18 protein-coding genes and 1 tRNA gene are annotated in these 20,143 nt (G+C 73.3%); 9 read left to right on the top strand and 10 right to left on the bottom strand.

What is annotated here, in order from left to right:
* Position 1 precedes the first annotated feature (1 nt).
* Complete coding sequence (locus tag M3M55_RS03940; RefSeq protein WP_249011523.1) at positions 2-643, bottom strand: TIGR04282 family arsenosugar biosynthesis glycosyltransferase; 642 nt, start codon at positions 641-643, stop codon at positions 2-4.
* A gap of 113 nt (positions 644-756) precedes the next feature.
* On the opposite strand from M3M55_RS03940, the gene M3M55_RS03935 reads away from it, so the two are divergent.
* The 5 genes from M3M55_RS03935 to M3M55_RS03915 are packed head-to-tail and all read left to right on the top strand — an operon-like array spanning position 757 to position 6,960.
* Positions 757-2,010 carry a molybdopterin-dependent oxidoreductase gene (locus M3M55_RS03935; protein WP_249011522.1) on the top strand — a complete coding sequence of 418 codons (1,254 nt, stop codon included), beginning with the start codon at positions 757-759 and terminating at the stop codon, positions 2,008-2,010.
* A complete protein-coding gene (locus M3M55_RS03930) occupies positions 2,007-2,447 on the top strand; it encodes a hypothetical protein (RefSeq protein WP_249011521.1) in 441 nt (146 codons plus the stop codon). Before M3M55_RS03935 ends, M3M55_RS03930 begins: the two co-directional genes overlap by 4 nt.
* 9 nt (positions 2,448-2,456) lie before the next feature.
* Complete coding sequence (locus M3M55_RS03925; RefSeq protein WP_249011520.1) at positions 2,457-3,140, top strand: ABC transporter ATP-binding protein; 684 nt, start codon at positions 2,457-2,459, stop codon at positions 3,138-3,140.
* Positions 3,137-5,446 carry an FtsX-like permease family protein gene (locus tag M3M55_RS03920; protein ID WP_249011519.1) on the top strand — a complete coding sequence of 770 codons (2,310 nt, stop codon included), beginning with the start codon at positions 3,137-3,139 and terminating at the stop codon, positions 5,444-5,446. The genes M3M55_RS03925 and M3M55_RS03920 overlap by 4 nt, the downstream gene beginning before the upstream one ends.
* Positions 5,443-6,960, top strand: coding sequence for a metallophosphoesterase (locus tag M3M55_RS03915; RefSeq protein WP_249011518.1), 1,518 nt, complete (start codon positions 5,443-5,445; stop codon positions 6,958-6,960). The genes M3M55_RS03920 and M3M55_RS03915 overlap by 4 nt, the downstream gene beginning before the upstream one ends.
* Before the next feature lie 60 nt (positions 6,961-7,020).
* Here the strand turns inward: M3M55_RS03915 and M3M55_RS03910 are convergent, their stop codons facing one another.
* Positions 7,021-7,668, bottom strand: coding sequence for a glycosyltransferase family 2 protein (locus M3M55_RS03910; protein ID WP_371878794.1), 648 nt, complete (start codon positions 7,666-7,668; stop codon positions 7,021-7,023).
* 103 nt (positions 7,669-7,771) lie between these two features.
* Here M3M55_RS03910 and M3M55_RS03905 point away from each other — a divergent pair, with 103 nt between their 5' ends.
* The 3 genes from M3M55_RS03905 to M3M55_RS03895 are packed head-to-tail and all read left to right on the top strand — an operon-like array spanning position 7,772 to position 10,877.
* The gene (locus tag M3M55_RS03905) at positions 7,772-8,881 is read left to right on the top strand and encodes an NAD(P)-dependent oxidoreductase (protein WP_249011516.1); all 1,110 of its coding nucleotides are present in this window, start codon (positions 7,772-7,774) and stop codon (positions 8,879-8,881) included.
* A complete protein-coding gene (locus M3M55_RS03900) occupies positions 8,878-9,618 on the top strand; it encodes a response regulator transcription factor (protein WP_249011515.1) in 741 nt (246 codons plus the stop codon). Before M3M55_RS03905 ends, M3M55_RS03900 begins: the two co-directional genes overlap by 4 nt.
* The gene (locus M3M55_RS03895) at positions 9,615-10,877 is read left to right on the top strand and encodes a sensor histidine kinase KdpD (protein WP_249011514.1); all 1,263 of its coding nucleotides are present in this window, start codon (positions 9,615-9,617) and stop codon (positions 10,875-10,877) included. Before M3M55_RS03900 ends, M3M55_RS03895 begins: the two co-directional genes overlap by 4 nt.
* A gap of 130 nt (positions 10,878-11,007) precedes the next feature.
* On the opposite strand, the gene M3M55_RS03890 is transcribed toward M3M55_RS03895, so the two are convergent.
* From M3M55_RS03890 to M3M55_RS03855, 8 genes are all read right to left on the bottom strand, one after another.
* Entirely contained in the window at positions 11,008-11,415 is a 408-nt protein-coding gene (locus M3M55_RS03890; protein WP_249011513.1) for an arsenate reductase ArsC, read from the bottom strand.
* A gap of 4 nt (positions 11,416-11,419) precedes the next feature.
* Complete coding sequence (gene arsB / locus M3M55_RS03885) at positions 11,420-12,559, bottom strand: ACR3 family arsenite efflux transporter (RefSeq protein WP_305883314.1); 1,140 nt, start codon at positions 12,557-12,559, stop codon at positions 11,420-11,422.
* Positions 12,559-14,400: an arsenical pump-driving ATPase gene (arsA, locus tag M3M55_RS03880; protein ID WP_249011512.1), complete on the bottom strand. Its 1,842-nt coding sequence runs from the start codon at positions 14,398-14,400 to the stop codon at positions 12,559-12,561. The genes arsB and arsA overlap by 1 nt, the downstream gene beginning before the upstream one ends.
* On the bottom strand, positions 14,400-14,810 hold the full coding sequence (gene arsD, locus M3M55_RS03875; RefSeq protein WP_249011511.1) for an arsenite efflux transporter metallochaperone ArsD: 411 nt from the start codon (positions 14,808-14,810) through the stop codon (positions 14,400-14,402). The genes arsA and arsD overlap by 1 nt, the downstream gene beginning before the upstream one ends.
* Positions 14,811-14,886: 76 nt before the next feature.
* Positions 14,887-15,273, bottom strand: coding sequence for a helix-turn-helix transcriptional regulator (locus tag M3M55_RS03870; protein ID WP_249011510.1), 387 nt, complete (start codon positions 15,271-15,273; stop codon positions 14,887-14,889).
* 212 nt (positions 15,274-15,485) lie between these two features.
* The gene (locus M3M55_RS03865; RefSeq protein ID WP_249011509.1) at positions 15,486-15,881 is read right to left on the bottom strand and encodes a hypothetical protein; all 396 of its coding nucleotides are present in this window, start codon (positions 15,879-15,881) and stop codon (positions 15,486-15,488) included.
* A gap of 174 nt (positions 15,882-16,055) precedes the next feature.
* Positions 16,056-17,786, bottom strand: coding sequence for a diguanylate cyclase (locus M3M55_RS03860; RefSeq protein ID WP_249011508.1), 1,731 nt, complete (start codon positions 17,784-17,786; stop codon positions 16,056-16,058).
* A gap of 57 nt (positions 17,787-17,843) precedes the next feature.
* Positions 17,844-17,916, bottom strand: a tRNA-Ala gene (locus tag M3M55_RS03855).
* 258 nt (positions 17,917-18,174) lie between these two features.
* Here M3M55_RS03855 and M3M55_RS03850 point away from each other — a divergent pair.
* Positions 18,175-20,031: a diguanylate cyclase gene (locus M3M55_RS03850; RefSeq protein ID WP_249011507.1), complete on the top strand. Its 1,857-nt coding sequence runs from the start codon at positions 18,175-18,177 to the stop codon at positions 20,029-20,031.
* Positions 20,032-20,143: the final 112 nt, after the last annotated feature.

The following is a 20,143-nucleotide window of genomic DNA, read 5'->3' as shown; positions in this document are numbered from 1 at the left end:
CTCAACGACTCGGTCCCGTCATCAACGCCCCGAGCACCGCGTCGAAGCAGGCGCCAAAGCGCGATCCGGGCGTCTCGGCGGCAACGGTCTCAGCGTCGGCGAAGGTGTCGACGTCACGCAGCCGGTCCTGGATCGAGACGGTCAGGCCGAGCGCGGCGAGGCGGTCGAGCTGGCGCGCACACGTCGTCGCCGTACTCATCGGAACGCCGGCAAAGGCCCCCGGCGCCGGCCTGGCCAGGCCGATGCACCAGTAGCCGCCGTCCTCGGTCGGTCCGATCACCGCGTCCGCCTGCGCGAGCGCGGCGAGGGCACGGTCGAGCTGGGCGCGGGTGACCTGGGGGGTGTCCATGCCGATCAGCAGCGCCGGCGAACCGACGTCGTCGAAGGCGGCCTGGAGACGTTCGCCGAGACCGCCGCCGCGCTGGGGCAGCGAGCGAACGCCGGGGACGAGCCACGGGTGCGGATCGCCGGCGAAGACGAGCACGCGGTCGGTCGCGGACGTTGCCCTCACCGTGGTGAGCGTGTCGGTGAGGGCGGCCCCGGCGAGGCGGGCGGCATCCTCGGGCCGGCAGGGAGGGCACAACCGGGTCTTGACCTGGCCGGGCAGCGGCTCCTTGGCCAGGACGATCAGCGTTGGGCTCACCACGCCGATTGAACGGATGAGTTCTTACGAAAGAGAAACAGCGGCCCGCGGGCCGCTGACAGGCCGCCGTGCACCTGACAGGCTCAGGCGCGATGCCCCCTCGACTGTCTGACATGTCGCCCCCACCCGGACCGTTCCGGCCGACGTTCTGGCGCAGCCCGCTGCGCTCCCCGCAGCTGACGGCGATCCTCGGCCTCGTCCTGCTCATCGGCCTGCCGGTCGTCGCGATCACCGGGCTGCTCTCCAACGACGCCTACCAGCCCGGACTGGGCGCCAACGCGCTCGGCCGCAACATCCACGGGCCGCTCGACATCTACCTGTTCGGGTGGCCGACCTCGCCGAGCTGGCTGTACGCGCTCACCCAGGGCGTCCACGTCTCACTCGGGCTCGCCCTCTTCCCGGTCGTGCTCGTCAAGCTGTGGTCGGTCATCCCGAAGCTGTTCGAGTGGCCGCCGGTGCGCAGCCCCGCCCACGTCCTCGAGCGCCTCAGCCTCGCCCTGCTCGTCGGCGGCGCGCTGTTCGAGTTCGCCACCGGCATCCTCGACATCCAGTACTGGTACGCCTTCCCGTTCTCCTTCCCCCAGGCCCACTACTACGGCGGCTGGGTGTTCATCGGCGCCCTCATCTTCCACGTCGGCGTGAAGTTCTCGACGATGCGCCGCTCGCTGGCGACCCGGGAGGAGCTCGCGGCCGTCGTCGGCCCGGGGGCCGCGCCCCGGCCGGAGCACCCGCTCGTCGCGCCCAACCCGAGCGCGCCGACGATGCCGCGGCGCGCCCTGTTCGGCGCCGTCGGGGCCGCCTCGGTGATCCTGCTCCTCCAGGGGGTCGGCGATTCACTCGGCGGACCGCTGCGCCCCCTCGCCTTCCTGCTCCCGCGCGGCGCCCACCGGTCCGGACCGCTCGGCTTCCAGGTCAACCGAACCTGGGCCCAGAGCGGCCTGTCGGCGGCCCGGCTGCTCGGGGCCGACTGGCGCCTGACGGTGAGTGGCCCGCGCTCGGTGACCCTCAGCCGCGCGGAGCTGCTCGCCCTCCCCCAGCACACCTACGACCTGCCGATCGCCTGCGTCGAGGGCTGGTCGACGACCCAGCGCTGGACCGGGGTGGCGCTCGCTGACCTGGCTGCCCTCACCGGCGCCCACGGCCGCCTCAGCGCCACCTCCGTGTCGGTCGCCCCGGGCACCTACGGGCAGGCGACGCTCGGCCACGAGGAGGTGGCCGACCCGCGCACCCTGCTCGCCCTCGCCGTCAATGGAGTGCCCCTCGACCTCGACCATGGCTTCCCCGCCCGGGTGATCGGCCCGGCGGTCCCGGGCGTGCACTGCACCAAGTGGGTGCGATCGATCCACTTCCAGCCGGAGCCGGCGTGAGGGCCCTGTGGCGCCGCTACGGCGCCGGCCCCGGGCATCTGCTCCTCAGCGCGGCGTGCCTGGCGATCGCCGCCGCGGCGGTGATCGGCTGGACCCAGCGCCCGGGGGATCTGATGTCGGTCCTCATCTGGTTCGCCGCCGCGGTCCTGTTGCACGACCTCGTCGCCCTGCCGCTCTACAGCCTGCTGGACCGCCACAGCATCGGGCGACTCCACCCCCACCTTGCCGTGTTCCTGCGCGTCCCCGCCCTCATCTCGGGACTCGTCCTGCTCGCCACCTTCCCGACCGTGCTCGGCTTCGGCGCCCACACGGCCGAGCAGCTGAGCGGGATCCGCGAACAGGGGTATCTGCTGCGCTGGCTTGTGCTCACCGCGGGGCTGTTCGCCCTCAGCGCCGTCCTCCGACTCTCGTCCAGGCGCGACACGAGCACACCGTAGAGTCTGGTCGTGGCCGTCATCGAGGCGCGAGGACTCGTCAAGGCCGTCGGGACGGGTCGTGCCGCCCGTCGGGTCCTCTCCGGCGTCAACCTGTCCGTCGACGCCGGTGAGGTCGTCGCCGTGCTCGGCCGCTCCGGCAGCGGCAAGTCGACCCTTCTGCACCTCCTCGGCGGCCTCGACCCTCCCGACGAGGGGGAGATCACGATCGCCGGGGAGCGGCTGACGGGCGCCCGCGCCCGCGCCCAGGACCGGATCCGGCTGGGTCACATCGGCTTCGTCTTCCAGCAGTTCCAGCTCATCGACGAGCTGAGCGGGCGCGAGAACGTGCTCGTTCCCACCCGCCTCCCCGGCGCCCCTGCCGGCGGGGTCCGCCGGGCTGAGGCGTTGATCGACGAGCTCGGCCTCCGTGCGGTCGCCGCGCACCGCCCCCACGAGCTCTCCGGGGGTGAGCAGCAGCGCTTTGCGATCGCCCGGGCGCTCGTCAACGACCCGGAGGTGATCCTCGCCGACGAGCCGACCGGCAGCCTCGACGCCGCCAACGGGGCGACCGTGCTCGAACTGCTGGCGCACATGACGGGCCGGGCGGTCCTGCTCGTCACCCACGAGCCGGAGGCGGCGGCGATCGCCGACCGCGTCCTCACCCTCGAGGACGGCGAGCTCGTCGGCGCAGGCGCGGGAGCGCAGCGGCGGTGAGCGCCACGCCGGGCGGCGGCTCCCGCGGGCGGCGCCGGCGCTTCGGCGACGCCCTGCGGATGCTTGCCCGCTCACCCCGGCGGGCGCTGTTCACCGCCGCTGGGGTCCTGCTTGCCGCCGCGATGCTGTCGGCCGCCGTCGTCATCACCGACGGGCTCGGCGGCGGCTTTGCCCGGGCGAGCGCGCGCGCCGACCTCGGCGACCTGATCATCCGCTTTGACCCGGAGAGCGCGCGGACCGTCGCCGCCAAGCTCGCCGCCCTGCCCGACGTCTCCGGCTTTGCGCTGCGCAGCGAGATCACGAGCGTCGGGGTCCGCTTCGGCGCCCACCGTTCCGGGACGGCGGTCGCCGAGGTCCTCGGACCGGGCCGGCGCCAGGGGTTCGCCGTCGTCGCCGGCCACCGCCTGCCGGCCGGCGGGGCGCCCGACGTCCTCGTCGAGACCGCCTGGGCCCAGGCGTGGGGGATCGCGATCGGGGACGAGCTGGACGTTCGCGGCCTCGGTCCCGAGCGGGTCGTCGGCTACGCCGAGGGGCCTGACGACGTCGGCTATCCCCTCGGCGCTCCCCGCTTCTACCTCACCCGCGCCCAGCTCGTCGCCCGCTTCGGCATCCCGACGGTCGGTCCGGTCAACTTCGCCGAGGTGTGGCTGCGCGACCCCCGGCTCGTCGATGAGGTGCTCGTCCAGGCGCGGGATGAGAGCTACGGGCTGCGCGGCCTGAAGTTCTCCACCCGCGCCGGCGTGCAGGTTCTCATCAGCCAGGCGGCGGGCCTCGTCATCGACCTGCTCGTCGCGCTGTCGGTGATCGCCCTCGTCACCGCGGCGGTGATGCTCGGCGCCGCCGCTCGCGCGGAGGTGCAGCGACGGCTGCGGTCGATCGGGATCCGCCGGGCGCTCGGGGCGGGCCGGTGGGCGCTGGCGGCCGGCCAGGGCCTGGAGGTGGCGCTCGTCGCGGTCCCGGCGGCGACGGTCGGGACGCTCGCCGGCTTTCTCGCCACCCATGGGGCGAGCGGACGTCTCCTGTCACTGCTCAACGAGCCGGCGCCCGGGGCCGGGCTGATCCTGCCGCTGCTCGGGTCCTGGGCCCTCAGCGTCGCCGTCCCGGTCCTCGGCGCCGCCTGGCCGGCCTGGCGGGTGACGCGCGGGCCGGTGATCGGCCTGCTGCGCGGCACCGACGTCGCCACCTCCCGGCCGCGGTTCCCCTGGCCTGCCCGTGGGGGCGGCGGCCTGACCGGGCTCGGCGTGCGACTCGTCGCCGCCCGCCCGGCCCGGCTCGTGGCAACCGTGGCGATGCTCGCCAGCTCGACCGCGTTCATCCTGTTGATGATCGCCCTCGCCGGAACGCTCAGCTCGCTGGAGACCGACCCCCAGGAGCTGGGCAAGCGCTATGAGCTCACTGCCGCCGCACCGGCGGCGGCAGCCGCCCGGATCGCCCGGCTGCCCGGGGTGGCCGCCGCCGAACCGCGTTATGAGCTGACCGCCGTCGATGCCTACGAGCTCGGGGAGCTCGTTGACGTCGTCGCCTACCCCCGCCAGCTCAGTCGCTTTGAGGCGCCACCGCTCGCCGCTGGCCGGCGCCCCCATGGCGCCGATCAGGCGGAGGTCGGGGTCGGGCTCGCCGACGCGCTCGGGCTCGCCCCGGGCTCGGCGCTGCTGCTGGAGCTTCCCTCTGGCCGTCAACTTGACCTGCGGGTCTCCGGCACCGTCAACTCACTCGCCTATGAGGGGCTCGTCGCCTACCTGCCGGCCGCGGTCCTGCTGCGCGCCGACCCGGCCGCCCCCGAGCAGATCGCCGTGCTGCTGGCCCCGCGTGCGTCGACGGCCACCGTGTCGGCGGAGATGCGCCGGATCGGGTTTCCGCCCACCCTCACCGCCGGCGCGGTCGCCCGCGGCGCGCCGCTCGTGGCGGTCCTCACGACGATCCTCCGCGCCGTCGCCGTCCTCGACGGGCTCGTCTGTCTCTACGCGCTCCTGCAGGCCTGCGCGCTGACGGTGCAGGAACGCCGCTCAACCGTGGCGGTCCTGCGGGCCTGCGGAGCGAGCCCCGGCGCGATCGCGCGTCTGCTCAGCGGCGCCGTCGTCACCCTGATCGCTCCGGCCGCCGCCCTCGGGGTGCTCGCGGAGGCGTGGCTGCTCGGACCCGCACTCGCCCGCCTCGCCGCCGGCTATGCCTCCCTCGATCTCGCGCCCACCCGGGTTGACGTGCTCGCCGTCCTCGCCGGCCTCGCGCTCGCCGGCGCGATCGCCGTGTGGGCGGTGACCCGCCGCGCCCTCGCTGAACCCGTCCTCGCCGGGCTCGCCCGATGACCGCCCGGCGGTTGAACCGGCGTGAGGCGCTGCTCGCCGCCGCCGGCGGCGCGGGCGCCCTCCTCCTCACCGGCTGTGGGAGCCCCCGCCGGCCCGCCGCCGACGGGTCGACGCTCGCCTCGACGTGGGTCGACCCGGGCACCGGGCAGTTGCAGGTCGGGCCGGGAGAGCCCCTGCGGGCCCGGGTCGAGCTCGGCCCGGCCCGCCCGGTCGGCGCGGCACTGGCGCGGATCGCCCACCTCACCGACGCCCACGTCCTCGACGCGTCCTCCCCGGCCCGGGTGCCGTTCCTCGCCCGGTTCGGGCCGCCGCTGCAGTCGACCTTCCGCCCCCAGGAGACGCTCACCGTCCAGGTGCTCGCCGGGGCCGTCCACGCGATCCGGGCCTTCGCGCCGGAGCTCGTGATCGAGGGCGGCGACCTCGTCGACAACAACCAGGCCAACGAGCTCGCCCACGCGCTCACCGTCCTCGCCGGCGGCACGGTTCACCCCGGGAGCGGCCCCGACGGCTATGACGGCGTGCAGCTCTCCAGCGACCCCGACCCGTTCTACTACCGGCCCGACATCGACGCCCCACGGCACCCGGGGCTGCTCCGGGCCGCCGTCGCCCCGCTGAGCGTCCCCGGGCTCGACCGGCCGTGGGTGCCGGTCCTCGGTGACCACGACGCCCTCGTCGCCGGAGAGCTCGTCCCCACCCCGGTCACCCGGGCACTGGCGGTCGGCGACCGGGCTTTGTGGCAGCCACCCCCACACCTGCACCTTCCCGCGGGGTTCCGGCTCAACCCGTCCGGCTCCCCGGACGGCCCACCGGACCCGCGCTTCGTCGCCGCCTTCCTCGCCCAGGCTCTCGCCGGGCCGACGGTGACGGTCGGGGCCGACCCGACCCGGGCCGAACTGGCCTTCACGGTCGCCGACCGCCTGACGGCGGCCGCGGCCGGCCCCGGTCGCCCCAGTCCCACCGTCGGGGGCCGCCTCGACGGCGTCCGCGACATCGGGGCCGCCGTCCGGCTCGTCGTCCTCGACGTGACCCGGCGCGACGGCGGATCCGGCGGGCTCGTGGTGCCCGGACAGCCGGCGTGGCTGGCCGAGCAACTCGCCGCCGCCGGAGACCGGTGGGTGATCGTCGTCACCCACCAGCCGCTCGCGGGCTCGACGGAGGGCGGGGAGCGGCTGCTCGAGGTGATGGATCGCTTTCCGCGCGTCGTCGCCTGCCTCGCCGGGCACACGCACCGCAACCGGATCGCCGCCCGTCCGAGCCCGGCGGGTGGCTACTGGATGATCACGACGAGCTCCCTGATCGACTTCCCCCAGCAGTCCCGCGCGCTCGTCCTCTCTGAGACGAGCGGTGGCGGGGTCGTGCTCGACACCTGGATGCTCGATCACGTCGACGACGGCGCGCTCGGGTCGGTCAGCCGCCAGCTCGCCAACCTCGACGCCCAGGGCGGACGTCCCTTCCGCTTCGCCGGCACCCCGCGGGACCGCAACGTCCGCCTGTTCCGGCGGGCGGTCGCCTGATCCTGCGGGCGCCTGATCCTGCGCTCGCCTGATCCAGCGTCGGGGCCGGTTCGTCTGAGCTCAGAGCCCGCTCAGCAGCCGGGACATGTCCCGGGCGGCCCGCAGGCTGCCGCTCAGGCTGCCGCTCACCTTCGACTGACCCCCCGTCCGCAGGTGGTAGGCGACGGTCACCTCGACGATCTGCCAGCGCTGCGCGGCGGCGGACAGCACCATCTCGAGCGGCCAGCCGAAGGCGCGGTCGGTCAGCCCGAGCTCGAGCAGCCCGGCCCGGCGGGCACAGCGCATCGGCCCGAGATCGCGGAGGCGGACGCCACAGCGGCGCGACAGCTCCCAGGCGATCAGCCGGTTGGCGAGCCGCGCGTGCGGCGGCCAGGCGCCCGGATCGGGGCGGCGGGCGCCGAGGCAGAGATCGGCCCCGCCGGAGATCAGCGGGGCACAGACGGTCGCCAGCTCCCGCGGATCGAGGGAGCCGTCGGCGTCCATGAAGCAGACCAGCTCGCTCTCAGCGGCCTGCAGACCGGCCCAGCAGGCCGCCCCGAACCCCCGCCGCGGCTCGCTGATCACCCGCGCCCCCCGGCCCCGGGCGACGGCGGCCGAGTCGTCGCTTGAGCCGTTGTCGACCACGAGCGGGCGGAAGCCGGCGGGAAAGGCGTCGAGCACGCCGGGCAGGGCCTCGGCCTCATCGAGCACCGGCAGGATCACGTCGATCTCGCGCACAGCCGATCAACGCTAGGCGGAACTTCTTAACGTTTTGGGAATGCCGCCGCCCCCGTGCGCCACCGACAAGACCGGACCGGTACGGTCCTGGGAGATGATCCTCCTCACGGGGGGGCACGGGTTCATCGGCTCCCACATCCGCGACGTGCTTCTGGAAGCCGGCCATGAGGTCCGGATCCTCGACCTGCGCCCGCACACGGGAGACGCCGAGAGCTCGGTGGACGGGGGCGCCGGCCGCGACGGGGTCGACGTCCGGGTCGGTGATCTCCGCGACCGGGAGGTGACCGCCGCCGCGCTCGCCGGGGTCGACGCGGTCTGCCACCAGGCGGCGATGGTCGGCCTCGGAGTCGACCTGGGGGACATGCCCGACTACGTCAGCCACAACGATGGTGGCACCGCGGTGCTGCTCACCGAGATGGCGCGCCGTCGCTTCCGCGGCCGTCTCGTGCTCGCCTCGAGCATGGTCGTCTACGGCGAGGGCCGCTACCGCTGCCCCGCCTGCGGGCCCCAGGCGGCGCCGCCACGCACCCGCGAGGACCTCGCCGGCGGCCGCTTTGACGTGCCCTGCCCGGCGTGTGCACGACCGCTGGAGCCCGAGGCGGTGAGTGAGGACGCGCCGGCTGACCCCCGCAACGTGTATGCGGCAACGAAGCTGCATCAGGAGCACCTCGCCTTCACGTTCGCCCGGGAGACCGGGGTGCCCGTCACCGCCCTGCGCTACCACAACGTCTACGGACCGCGGATGCCCGCCAACACCCCCTACGCCGGTGTCGCGTCCCTGTTCGCCAGCGCCCTCGAGCGCGGGGAGGCACCCCGGGTGTTCGAGGACGGCCGCCAGCTGCGCGACTTCATCCACGTCCGCGATGTCGCCCGCGCCAACCGGATCGCTCTCACCGCCCCTGAGCCCGTCCCCGGTCCCTTCAACGTCGCCACCGGCGACCCCCACAGCGTCCTCGAGCTCGCGCAGGCGCTCGCCGCCACCCGCCCGGACGGGCCGCGGCCCGAGGTGACCGGCGAGTTCCGGCTCGGCGACGTCCGGCACGTGTTCGCCTCCGCCGACCGCGCCCGTACCCGGCTCGGGTTCTCCGCCGAGGTGTCCCTCGCTGAGGGGATGGCGCAGTTCGCCCGCGCCGCCGGAGCGGGCACGACCGGACCCGTCCGCACCGGACCGAGCGCCCCTCCGTCGACCGGCGCGGCGCGATGATCGAGGCCGCCCACCCCGCCGGCGGCACAGCTCCGGGAGCGCGCGGTGCCGTGCTCGTCGTCGATGACGAGCCGACGATCACGGAGGTCGTCGCCCGCTACCTCCTGCGCGGCGGCTACAGCGCCCATACCGCCGCGGACGGCCATGAGGCGCTCAGCCCCGCCGCAGAGCTCAAGCCGGACGCGATCGTGCTCGACCTGATGCTTCCCCACCTCGGTGGCCTCGAGGTGATGCGCCGGCTCCGCGAGCAGGCGAAGCTGGCCGGGACCGAGCCGCCGCCGGTGATCCTCCTCACCGCCCGCGGGGAGGAGTCCGACCGGATCACCGGCCTGCGGCTCGGCGCCGACGACTATGTCGTCAAGCCGTTCTTCCCGGCCGAGCTGATCGCCCGGATCGACACCGTGCTGCGACGCGTCCACCGGGTGCTCGAGCGTGAACCGGCGATCGAGGTCGCCAACGTCTGGGTCGACCCGAGCTCGCGCCGGGTCCTCGTCGACGGCGTCGAGGTCGCCCTCACCGTCCGCGAGTTCGACCTGCTGCTGTTCTTCGTCCGCCACCCCGGCCAGGTGTTCTCCCGTGAACAGCTGATGGAGGCCGTCTGGCAGTACTCGTTCTACACCGACACCTCGACGGTGACCGTCCACGTCCGGCGCCTGCGGGCCAAGCTCGAGGAGAACCCGACCGAGCCGCGCTACCTCCAGACCGTCTGGGGCGTCGGCTACCGCTTCCGGCCATGACGCGACTGCCCCGGGGCGTCACCTTCCGGATCGCCGCGACCGCCACCACCGTCGCGGCGCTCGCGGTCAGCCTGTTCGCCCTCGGCGTCGCCACCACCACCGTCGTGCTCGCCGTTCTGCTCGGCGTCGGGGCGGTCACCGTGGCGGGCACCGCGTGCGTGCTCAGACGCCACCGGAACGGACACACGACGACGCTGGCCACCCAACTGAACCTCGTCATCCTGCTCGTGATCGCCCCGCTCGTCGCGGCGCTCGTCGTCCTTGGGCTGGCGATGTTCGTCGCCGGGGCGGACGCGACGCTCGTCGGGGTCATCGCCGCCCTCGCCGGGGTCCTCGGCGTCGCGGCGGCCGGCCGGCTCGCCGCCGAGCTGACCCGCGACGTCACGACGATCCGAGACGGGATCCGCGCCGTCGGACAGGGGGAACGGTCCCTCGGCCTGGCGGTGACGAGCGCGACCGAACTGCGCGAGCTCGCCGCCGAAACCGCGGCGATGGCCGGCCGGCTCGCCGCCGGGGAGGCGGCCCGCGAGCGGTCCGAGGACGCCCGCCGCCACCTCGTCGCGCACGCCTCCCATGACCTGCGCACCCCGGTCACCTCCCTCGCGCTGCTCGCCGGCGCGATCAACGACGACCTCGTCGACGGCGAGTTGCGGCGCGAGTACGTCCGCCGGATGTGCACCCACATCCGGGCGCTGTCGGGCCTCATCGACGACCTGTTCGAGATCTCGCGCCTGGAGGCCGGCGACATCTCCTGGACCCTCGAGCGGGTCGCCGTCGAGGAGCTCGTCACCAAGACCGTCGCGGCGATGCGGGCTGACGCCGACACCAAGGGTGTGCGCATGGCGCTCGAGCTGCCGACGTCCCTCGCGCCGGTCCAGGCCAACCCCGAGAAGCTTCAGCGCGTCCTCTTCAACCTGATCCAGAACGCCATCCGCCACTCACCTGCCGACGGCACCGTCGTCGTCCGCGCCGAGAGCCTCGCCGACATGGTCGAGGTCGAGGTCGAGGACCGCGGCCGGGGCATTCCGACCGGCGACCGGGAGCGGATCTTCGAGTCGTTCGAGCGCGGAGGCGACGGGTCACGGTCAGAACCGGGGGCGGGCCTCGGACTGTCGGTCGCCCGCGCGATCGTGCACGCCCACGGCGGCAGGATCTGGGTCGCCCCCGCCGAGCAGGGCACCCGAATGCGCTTCAGCGTTCCCGTCGCGATCAGCGACGCCTGCCCCCGCTCGACCCGGGCGTGGCCGCCCGGCGGCTAGGACCGCCCGATGCCGCCGACCGCCCACCCGCGATCGAGGCCAAGCCCGCGCCCCTGGCCGGCCCGGCCCGGACGCCGGCTCACAGGCCGGCGTCCGGATCGAGCGTTCCCGTGAGCCCGCGGGGCGAGGCTCAGGCCGGAACCTGGTCGAGTTCGCGCAGGAGCCCCTCCACCCGGGCGGCGATCTCATCGCGGATCGCGCGCACCTCCGCGAGGGGACGGCCCTTGGGGTCGGTCAGCTCCCAGTCGAGGTAGCGCTTGCCGGGGATGTAGGGGCAGGCGTCCCCGCAGCCCATCGTGACGACGACGTCGGCGGCCTCGGCGAGCTCCTGGGTGAGGCGCTGGGGGCGGCGCTGTGACAGGTCGATGCCGAGCTCATCCATCACGGTCACCACCGGCGGGTGGACCTGCCCGTTCGGGTCGGCCTCGCTGCCGGCACTGAGGGCGCGGTGGCGGCCCCCGGCGGCCCGTTCGAACAGGGCGGCGCTCATCTGGGAGCGCCCGGCGTTGTGCAGGCAGACGAACAGGACGGTGGCCATCAGCTCATACCTCCTGGCCGGCGAGCGCGCCGGACCGGGTCGGGGTCAGAGCGGGGGTGGAACTGAAGAAGCGGCGCGCCCACAGGGCGACGTAGACGAGGCCGACGAGGACGGGCACCTCGATCAGCGGGCCGACGACCCCGGCGAGCGCCTCCCCGGATGTCGCGCCGAAGACACCGATCGCAACGGCGATGGCGAGTTCGAAGTTGTTGCCCGCCGCGGTGAAGGCGAGCGTCGCGGTGCGGGCGTAGCCGAGCCCGAGCAGGCTGCCCCAGCCGAAGCTGACGCTGAACATCACCGCGAAGTAGACGAGCAGCGGCAGCGCGATCTCGATCACGTTGAGCGGGTGGTGGGTGATCTCATGGCCCTGGAGGGCGAACAGCAGCACGATCGTGAACAGCAGCCCGTACAGGGCGAGCGGGCCGATGCGCGGCAGGAAGCGCTCCTCATACCACTCCCGACCCCGGGTCGCGAGGCCCGCTCGGCGGGTGAGGAACCCGGCGGCGAGCGGGATCCCGAGGAAGATGAGGACGGTGCGGGCGACCGGCCACAGGCCGACGTGGAACCCCTCACTGTGGAGCCCGAGCCAGCCGGGCAGCACGGTGATGTAGAAGTAGCCGAGCAGGCTGTAGGCGACGATCTGAAAGAGCGAGTTGATCGCCACGAGCAGCGCGGTCGCCTCCCGGTCCCCGCAGGCGAGCTCGGACCAGATCAGCACCATCGCGATGCAGCGGGCGAGCCCGACCATGATCAGCCCCGTCCGGTAGGCGGGATGGTGGGCGAGAAACAGCCAGGCGAGGGCGAACATCAGCGCCGGGCCGATCAGCCAGTTGAGCACGAGCGAGGAGACGAGCAATCGCCGCTCGGCGCCGAGGCGGCCGATCTGCTCGTAGCGGACACGGGCGAGGACCGGGTACATCATCACGAGCAGGCCGATCCCGATCGGCAGGGAGGTGCCGGTGATCTGCACCGAGCTGAGCGTCCGGTTGAGGCCGGGAACGAGGGAGCCGAGTCCCAGGCCGGCCGCCATCGCGAGGGCGATCCACACCGGCAGGAACCGGTCGAGGGTCGACAGCCGGGCGATCACCGCGGCCGCCTCCGGGTCGGCGGGGAGCGGACGCGCGGGGTCGAGCTGGGTCGACATCAGCGCACCCCGGTGAGGAGGGGGGCCGGCTCGGCGGCCGGGTCGGGGAGATCGGCCAGGGCGCTGAGCCCGGCCCGGCCGACGGGCGGGTCGGGCTGCCAGCCGACGAGCCAGACCCGGTCGGCGACCCCAGCGACGGCGGCGATCTGGCGCCGTTCGGCCGCCGCCCGCGCCGCGAGCGTCGGGTGGCCGCTTCCGGTCGCCACCATCGCTGCGTTGATGATCCAGCCATACGGCCGGATCCCGGCGCGGATGAGGTCGTTCTGGAGCCGTTCGGCCTCGAGCACCGGGGTCGATTCGGGGAGGGTGACGACGAGCATCCGGGCGAACGCCGGGTCGCGCAGGCGACCGAGCAGCCCGGACACCTCCGCCGGGACCTCCGCGTTGCTGCGCTTGACCTCGCGCTCGTAGCTCTGGGTCGCGTCGAGGAGGAGCAGGGTGTGGCCGGTCGGCGCGGTGTCGAGCACGACGACGCGCTTACGGGCGGCGTCGACGGTGCGCGCGAACGCGCGGAACACGGCGATCTCCTCCGTGCAGGGGGAGCGGAGGTCCTCCTCCAGCAGCGCGCGGCCAGCCGCGTCGAGCCCGGCGGCGGCTTCGAACACCTCGGCTGCGTAGCGGGCGGTCTCCGCGACCGGGTCGATCCGCTCGATGCGCAGTCCGGGATGCTCGGCGCCGGCGAGCGCGGCGGTGAGGTGGGCGGCGGGATCGGTCGTTGACAGGGTCACCTCGTGCCCGCGCTCGCTGAGCGCGAGGGCGAGGGCGGCGGCGATCGTCGTTTTGCCGACCCCACCCTTGCCCATCGTCATCACAACGCCGTGGCCGGCGTCGTCGAGGGCATCGATCAGCTCGGGGAGGCCGAACGGCCCGGGGGCGCCGCCGGCGACAGGGTCGTCTGCAGGGCCGACGGCGGACGTGGCGGAGGCGGTGTCCCCAGCGACGAGCCGGCGCAGAGCGGCGACGCCGGTCATCTCGGCAGCGCTCAAGGCCACGCCGGCGACGGGGAGATCGGCGAGCGCCGCCGGGGCGCCGGCGAGTGCGGCGGTCTGGCGCTCGGCGAACCGGCGCGCGACCCGGTCATCACCGGGATCCTGGAGGAGACCGTTGACGATAAGACGCTGGTTGGCCACCCCGAGCGCCGCCAACTCGGTGCTCGCGCGGGCGGCCTCGGTGAGCGCCGACCCCTCCGCGCGGGTGACGAGCACGAGGGTTGTCGACGCCGGATCCGCCAGCGTCGTGACGGCCGCGGCGTACTGCTCCTGGCGCTGGTCGAGCCCGGCGAGTGGGCCCAGACAGCTCGCACCCGCCGGGTGGTCGCTCACATAGCCCGACCATGCGCCCGGGAGGGTGAGCAGCCGCAACGTGTGCCCGGTCGGCGCCGTATCGAAGATGACATGGTCATACCCGGCGGCCGCCTCCGGCGTGGCGAGGACGGCGGTGAACTCGTTGAAGGCGGCGACCTCCAGAGTGCAGGCCCCGGACAGCTGCTCCTCCATGCTCGCGATCGCCGCGTCAGGCAGCACCCCGCGGTACGGGGCGACGGCACGCTCCTTGAAGGCGGCGGCCGCCTGCTCGGGGTCGAGGTTGGCAACGCTGAGACCGGCGACACCGGGGATCGGGGTCGGCTCAGCGCCCGCCCGGATCCCGAAGACATCGTCGAGATTGGAGGCCGGGTCCGTCGAGATGAGCAGCGTCCACTGACCGGCGTCGGCGAGGGCGACGGCGACCGCACTCGCCGTCGTCGTCTTGCCGACGCCGCCCTTGCCGGTGAAGAACAGGTAGCGCGTCCCCCACGCGGCCCAGTCGAGGGGCTCGATCTCAGCGGCCGGCGGCAGGGACATCAACAGCATCCGCTCGAGCCACAGCCGCCCCCCGAGGCGGCCGGGTCGGCCTCGACCGGTGCCGAGAGGAACCCGGCGAGCTCGTCCCGGCTCGGGTAGCGGCCGTGGAGGACGATCTCGCCGTCGAGCACGAGCGCCGGCAGCGCCCGTTCCCCGAAGGCCGCGATCAGCCCCGTCACCTTCGGGCTCGCGACGAAGGCGTCCGGATCGGTGGCGAGGTTGTGCCGGGCGACCGTCGCACCGTTCTCACCGGCCCAGCGCAGGTCCTCACGCAGGGTGATCAGCGACTGGTCGACGGCCGGCCCGCAGACGCCGGTCTCACAGCACATGGCCGGCTCGAACAGTTCAAGCGCGTGACCGGCCGGCGCGGACGGGTTCGACTCGGATGCGGGGTGGGTGAGAGAGGACATGTCAGTTCAACCTCGGGTCGGTGTGGGGAACGCAGAGCAGAAGACGGGCATCCGGGGACGGGACGGGACGACGGGTTCATCCGAGCCAGTCGGCGAGCTCGGCGAGAGCCGCCCGGTTGACGCGGTAGTAGGCCCAGCGGTGGCGGCGCTGGACCTCGATCAGGCCGGCGTCGACGAGCTTGCGCATGTGATGGGAGAGCAACGGCTGGGTGATCTGCAAGCGGGGAATCAGCTCGCACTGACAGACCTCCTGCTCGCTGGAGCACAGCAGATCGACGATCTGCACCCGCAGCGGATCCGACAGCGCCTTGGCGAGCTCAGCGATCCGGCCGGCGCCGGCGAACACCTCCACCTCACCGGACGGGACGCAGCAGTCCGCCGCCGCCGGGCCGGGCGCGCGGCGCGGCCGGCCGCTCTCGGTGGTCGCGGCGGTCGTGGTGGTCGGGTCGATCGTCAAGCTCATATCAATGCACATTGTTGTGACAGCCGCGACCATACCACGCTCGAGCGCTCACATGCAACTCCATTGATCTGAAGTACTGCGACCGGGAGCAGCGCGCGTCAGGGAGCGCCCGAGCGGCGACACCCCGGCCGATCACGGCCCCGGTCGAACACGGAGTCGGCCGCCTGCCTGGGGCCCGTCCGCCGCCACCCGGCGACGAGCCTGTCCGGAGATCAGGTGTTCTGGAAGTTGAAGCTCAGCGCGCGCCCGTGGGAGGCGCGGCAGGAGACCGCGCCGTAGGGGACGGCGCCGGCGAAGAAGCGCCGCCCGTTGACACAGCGCCACCCGCTGAAGGAGACGGTCGCGGTGTGTGCGCCGTGCTTGGCGAGCACGCTCTTGGCGGCGCGAGCGTCATCACCACGCTCGACCGTGGCCGCCGTCGCGCATGAGATGCCACGCGCCTTGACGTCGAAGCTCTCCGCCCCGGAGATCTGGTTGAGCACGACGCTCGCACAGCGATGGCTCGTCACCCGCGGGGCACCGCCGGCGGAGGCGGTGATGACCACGATGACGATGACGGCGACAGCGGCGACCGCCGCGACAACGAGGGCTCTGGCGCGGAGGAACACGGTCAAAACGCTACCAACCGACGGCTGGATCGAGGTTGAGAGTCTGTGAGCGCGGCGCTGTGGCGACGGAGGTCACCGCGGTCAGGCAGACGAGCTCCCGACAGCCACGGCCGCGGTCGTGGAGGCTCCCATCCCGGTCAGCGCGGGAGACACGCGATGGGCGCGCGACCCACGCTATGCGCGAGCGCTTCGCGCGCCTGACCGGAGCTCGTCGTCCAGGGCGGCCCTGAACAGCATGTCGATTCTGCGGGCCTCTCGCTCGAGGACGCGGAGGAAGGCGGTGACGACCTTCGGGTCAAACTGGGTGGAGGCTCCGCGCCGGAGCTCGGCCATGGCGGCGTCGCGCCCGATCGCACGGCGGTAGGGTCGGTCGCTGGTCATCGCCTCATATGCGTCCGCGACCGCGACGATCTGCGCCTCGAGCGCGATCGCGTCGGCGCCCACCCCGAGGGGGTATCCGCGCCCGTCCGGCCGTTCGTGGTGGGCGGCCACCCAGCCCCGGACGTCGCTGAGACCCGGGTGCTGGAGCAGTTGAGCGCCGAGCGCTGGATGCTCCTTGACCAAAGAAAACTCCTCCTCCGTGAGGCGGCCGGGCTTCTGCAGGATGGCGTCGGGCACACCGACCTTGCCGAGGTCGTGCAGCAGGCCCGCAAGGCGCACCCGGGCGACCCGTTCCTCGGGCAGCCCGAGTTCGACCGACACCATCTCCGCGTAGCGACCGACGGTCTCGGAGTGCCGTGCGCTGCCGCTGAAGCGCAGGTCGACGGTCGTCGCCAACTCGAGCAGGACCGCAACGAAGCGGTCCTCCTGAACGTCGTTCCCGCGCGCTCCGTCGAGGAACTGACGGGCGACGGCGGGTGAATGCCAGACGACGCGGTCACGGCCGCCCTGCTTGGCGGCGTAGAGTGCCTCGTCACAGGCCTGCAACAGTGACCCGGCCGTGGCGCCGTGCTCGGGACAGAGGGCGATTCCGAAGCTGATCGTGATCGGGACCGTGGCCGCGCGGAACTCCTCCCCCAGGGCACAGCGCAGCCGATCGGCCACCGCGGCGGCGCCCTCCTGGTCGGTGCCGGGCAGCACGAGCGCGAACTCCTCTCCGCCGATACGAGCGACACCGTCGATCTGGCGCACCCCGGCGCGCAGCAGTTCAGCCGCCCGGCACAGCGCCGCGTCCCCCGCCGGATGACCACAACGGTCGTTGACCTGCTTGAAGTGGTCGAGGTCTCCGGTGACCAGCGCGACCGGAGCACCCATCCGGCGCGCCCGCTCGACCTCCAGGTCGAGAAGCTCACGGAACCCCCGGCGGTTCAACAGTCCCGTCAGTGGATCGGTGCGCGCGGCGTCATGCAGGCGGGCGATCAGCTGCTCGCTGCGCGCCCGCATCGTCGCGATCAGGACGGCGGCGACGATCAGGGCCCCGAAGGCCACCAGCCACCACTCGACGCCGCCTCCGCCCACAGGCGGAGCCGCCGCCAGCAGAGCGGCGTAGAGGAGCCCGACGAAGGCGATCTGAACCGCTGCTTGCCGCCTGGTCAGGAAGTAGCCCACGTAGAGAAAGACCCACAGGTAGAAGAAGATGAGGGGGCTCGGAGTCTGACCGGAGAAGTACGCCACCGCCGTGATCAGCGTGCTTCCCGCGGCCACGGCACCCCGCGGGATCACGGCCGACATCGATTGGCTGCGCCAGAACAGGAGTGCAGCGATGAGATACGCGAGCACGATGACCGTCACCAGCCCTGCCTCATTGACGCGCGGCGAATGCGGAAGCGCAAGCGTGAGCGCCGCGAGGCTGGCCCCGGCGGCGAACAGGCAGGCCAAGGCGCGGGCCATCAACGGCGTTTGGGTCATCGCGGTGACCGCGTCCTCATCCGGCGGCCCAACGGGATCTGCCGCGACGCGAGGCATATCTCCTCATCGGCATCGGCGCTGGCATGCATGAGTGCATGCGTGGGTCGGCGGCAGTGGAGCTAAGCGGATTCGAACCGCTGACCTCCTGGGTGCGATCCAGGCGCTCTACCAACTGAGCTATAGCCCCGCGACCGCTGAAGTGTAGCCCGAGCCCACGGAGGCGATCGCCGCTGGGGGTCAGCCGGCAGCGACCCCCAGCGCCACCGGCGGCGAAAGCCCGTCACGGAGCCGCCGACCTCCGGGCCGACTTCGCCCACCCTCGGAGCGCCGGCCACAACCCCGAGTCCCGCGCACGCCCCCCCAGCCCTTCCGGGCCGCCTCCACCTTGCCCAAACCCTTGCAAAACCCGTTGGATTGACCGATAGCCTGCCGTGGATGAGGGCCGATGAGCTTCGCTAACCGCCTGACGACCTTCTTCGTCCTGATGGTCCTCGTGCCGATCGTCGGGATCGGCGTGCTCGGCTTCCGCCTGATCGACGCGACGAGCCTGGGGCGGGCGGGGGCGCGGGCGGACGGCCTGATCACCGCCGCCTCCGGGGTCTACGCCGCCGACGAACGCCTCGCCCGCGGAGCCGCTGAGGCGGTCGCTGAAGCGGTCGCACGCCTGCCCGCCGACCGGGTGCAGGCGCGGATCGCCGCGGCGGCACGGGCGGCGGGGCTCGTACGGATCGAGGTGATCCGGGACGGGCGACGGATCGCCACCTACGGGAGCGCCAGCGCGGTCGCTCCGGGGGTCGTCGCCCTGCGCGTCGGCCGGGTCAACACGACCGTCACCGCGTCTCTGATCACCGCGAGGCAGTACGTCCAGGCCGTCACCGGGCCACTCAGCGCCGCCGTGCTGAGCCGCGGTCCCACGGTCCTCGCCAGCAGCCTCCGCGGGCACCTCCCGGCGGGCGCCGCGCCCACCCAGGTCACCGTCGCGGGAACCCGGTATGCGACCGCCCGCGACAGTCGCCTGGCGGGCTTTGACGGCGCGCCGATCACACTGGTCGTCCTCTCGAACCTGCGCGCCTCGACCGCCTCCAACACCGGTTCGGACGTGCTCGCGGTCGCCTTCCTCGGCGGCCTCGCCCTGCTCGCCTTCGGGTTTGCCGGGCTTGCCTCCCGCGGGCTCAATGAGATGGTCAAGCGGTTCCTCGCCGCCGCCACCCGGCTTGCCGCGCGCGACTTCTCCGTCCGCGTACCCGTCGAAGGCCAGGACGAGTTCGCCCACCTCGCGACTGCGTTCAACACGATGTCGGACCAGCTCGAGGAGTACATCGCCCGGCTCGACGCCGAGCGGGTACGGCTGCGCGAGGCGATCCGGCGCACCGGGGAGACGTTCGAGTCCAGCCGCGACCGCCAGCAGCTCGAGGCGCTCACCCTGGAGACGGCGATCACCGGCCTGGAGGCGGAGTTCGGCCGGCTCACCCGGCGTGAGGACGAGCTCTCCCCGCTCCGGGTCCGCCAGGTGAGCGGTGACCTCACCCCAGCCGGGCCGCTCATCATGGAGGCGGAGCGGATCGCCCTCAACGAGGCGAGCTTCGGGGAGGCCTCGGGGGACGACCTGTACGTGATCGCCGCCCGGATGGGGACGACCCCGCAGCGCGCACTCGCCTACGGGACCCTGGTGATCGGACGGCGCGGACGGCCGTTCAGCGCCGAGGACATGACCCTGTTCCGCTCCCTCGCCGGGCAGGCCTGGAGGGCCCTTGACAACGTGCGCCTCCACGATGAGGCCGAACGCAAGGCCGTCACCGATCTCCTCACCGGCCTCGCCAACCACGGCGAGTTCCAAGCGGTGCTGCACCGTGAGCTCGAGGGGGCGCGGCGTTACCACTACCCGGTCGGGCTGATCCTGCTCGACCTCGACGACTTCAAGGCGGTCAACGACACCCACGGCCATCTCCAGGGTGACGCGGTCCTGCGCGCGGTCGCCCACGTGCTTGCCGAAACGAGCCGGGAGGGGGACACGGCCGCCCGCTACGGCGGTGAGGAGCTCGCGCTGATCCTGCCCCATACCGACCTCGACGGAGCCTTCACGATCGCCGAGCGGATCCGAGCATCCGTCGCCGAGCTGCGCATCACACGGGTCGACGGGGACGGGCCGGACCTGCGGGTCACCGCCTCAGTCGGGGTGAGCGCCTCGATCACCGGACCGAAGGACGAGCTGATCGCCGAGGCCGACAGCGCGCTCTACGCGGCCAAGCGGACGGGCAAGAACCGCACGGTCCGCTCGGCCGGGCTGCCGGCCGCCTCCTGAGCTCGGCGGAAGTGCGCGCCCCCGCCGGAGACCACCGCCGCCCGAACCGGTCCGGGCCCAAGGCCGGATTCGCTCACACGGATCCCGCGTGCCATCCGCGCGTCAAACGGCA

The sequence above is a fragment of the Conexibacter sp. DBS9H8 genome, assembly GCF_023330685.1.
Classification (GTDB): domain Bacteria; phylum Actinomycetota; class Thermoleophilia; order Solirubrobacterales; family Solirubrobacteraceae; genus Palsa-465.
Note: the sequence above shows the minus strand (reverse complement) of the source record. Positions and strands in the feature narration are given on the sequence as shown.

What these genes read in the sequence shown, in the direction of transcription:
- M3M55_RS03935 (WP_249011522.1), top strand. Translation starts at nt 757, where the DNA reads ATGTCGCCCCCACCCGGACCGTTCCGGCCGACGTTCTGGCGCAGCCCG.
- M3M55_RS03915 (WP_249011518.1), top strand. Translation starts at nt 5,443, where the DNA reads ATGACCGCCCGGCGGTTGAACCGGCGTGAGGCGCTGCTCGCCGCCGCC.
- M3M55_RS03905 (WP_249011516.1), top strand. Translation starts at nt 7,772, where the DNA reads ATGATCCTCCTCACGGGGGGGCACGGGTTCATCGGCTCCCACATCCGC.
- M3M55_RS03900 (WP_249011515.1), top strand. Translation starts at nt 8,878, where the DNA reads ATGATCGAGGCCGCCCACCCCGCCGGCGGCACAGCTCCGGGAGCGCGC.
- M3M55_RS03895 (WP_249011514.1), top strand. Translation starts at nt 9,615, where the DNA reads ATGACGCGACTGCCCCGGGGCGTCACCTTCCGGATCGCCGCGACCGCC.
- M3M55_RS03890 (WP_249011513.1), bottom strand. Translation starts at nt 11,415, where the DNA reads ATGGCCACCGTCCTGTTCGTCTGCCTGCACAACGCCGGGCGCTCCCAG.
- arsB (WP_305883314.1), bottom strand. Translation starts at nt 12,559, where the DNA reads ATGTCGACCCAGCTCGACCCCGCGCGTCCGCTCCCCGCCGACCCGGAG.
- arsA (WP_249011512.1), bottom strand. Translation starts at nt 14,400, where the DNA reads ATGTCCCTGCCGCCGGCCGCTGAGATCGAGCCCCTCGACTGGGCCGCG.
- arsD (WP_249011511.1), bottom strand. Translation starts at nt 14,810, where the DNA reads ATGTCCTCTCTCACCCACCCCGCATCCGAGTCGAACCCGTCCGCGCCG.
- M3M55_RS03870 (WP_249011510.1), bottom strand. Translation starts at nt 15,273, where the DNA reads ATGAGCTTGACGATCGACCCGACCACCACGACCGCCGCGACCACCGAG.
- M3M55_RS03860 (WP_249011508.1), bottom strand. Translation starts at nt 17,786, where the DNA reads ATGCCTCGCGTCGCGGCAGATCCCGTTGGGCCGCCGGATGAGGACGCG.
- M3M55_RS03850 (WP_249011507.1), top strand. Translation starts at nt 18,175, where the DNA reads ATGAGCTTCGCTAACCGCCTGACGACCTTCTTCGTCCTGATGGTCCTC.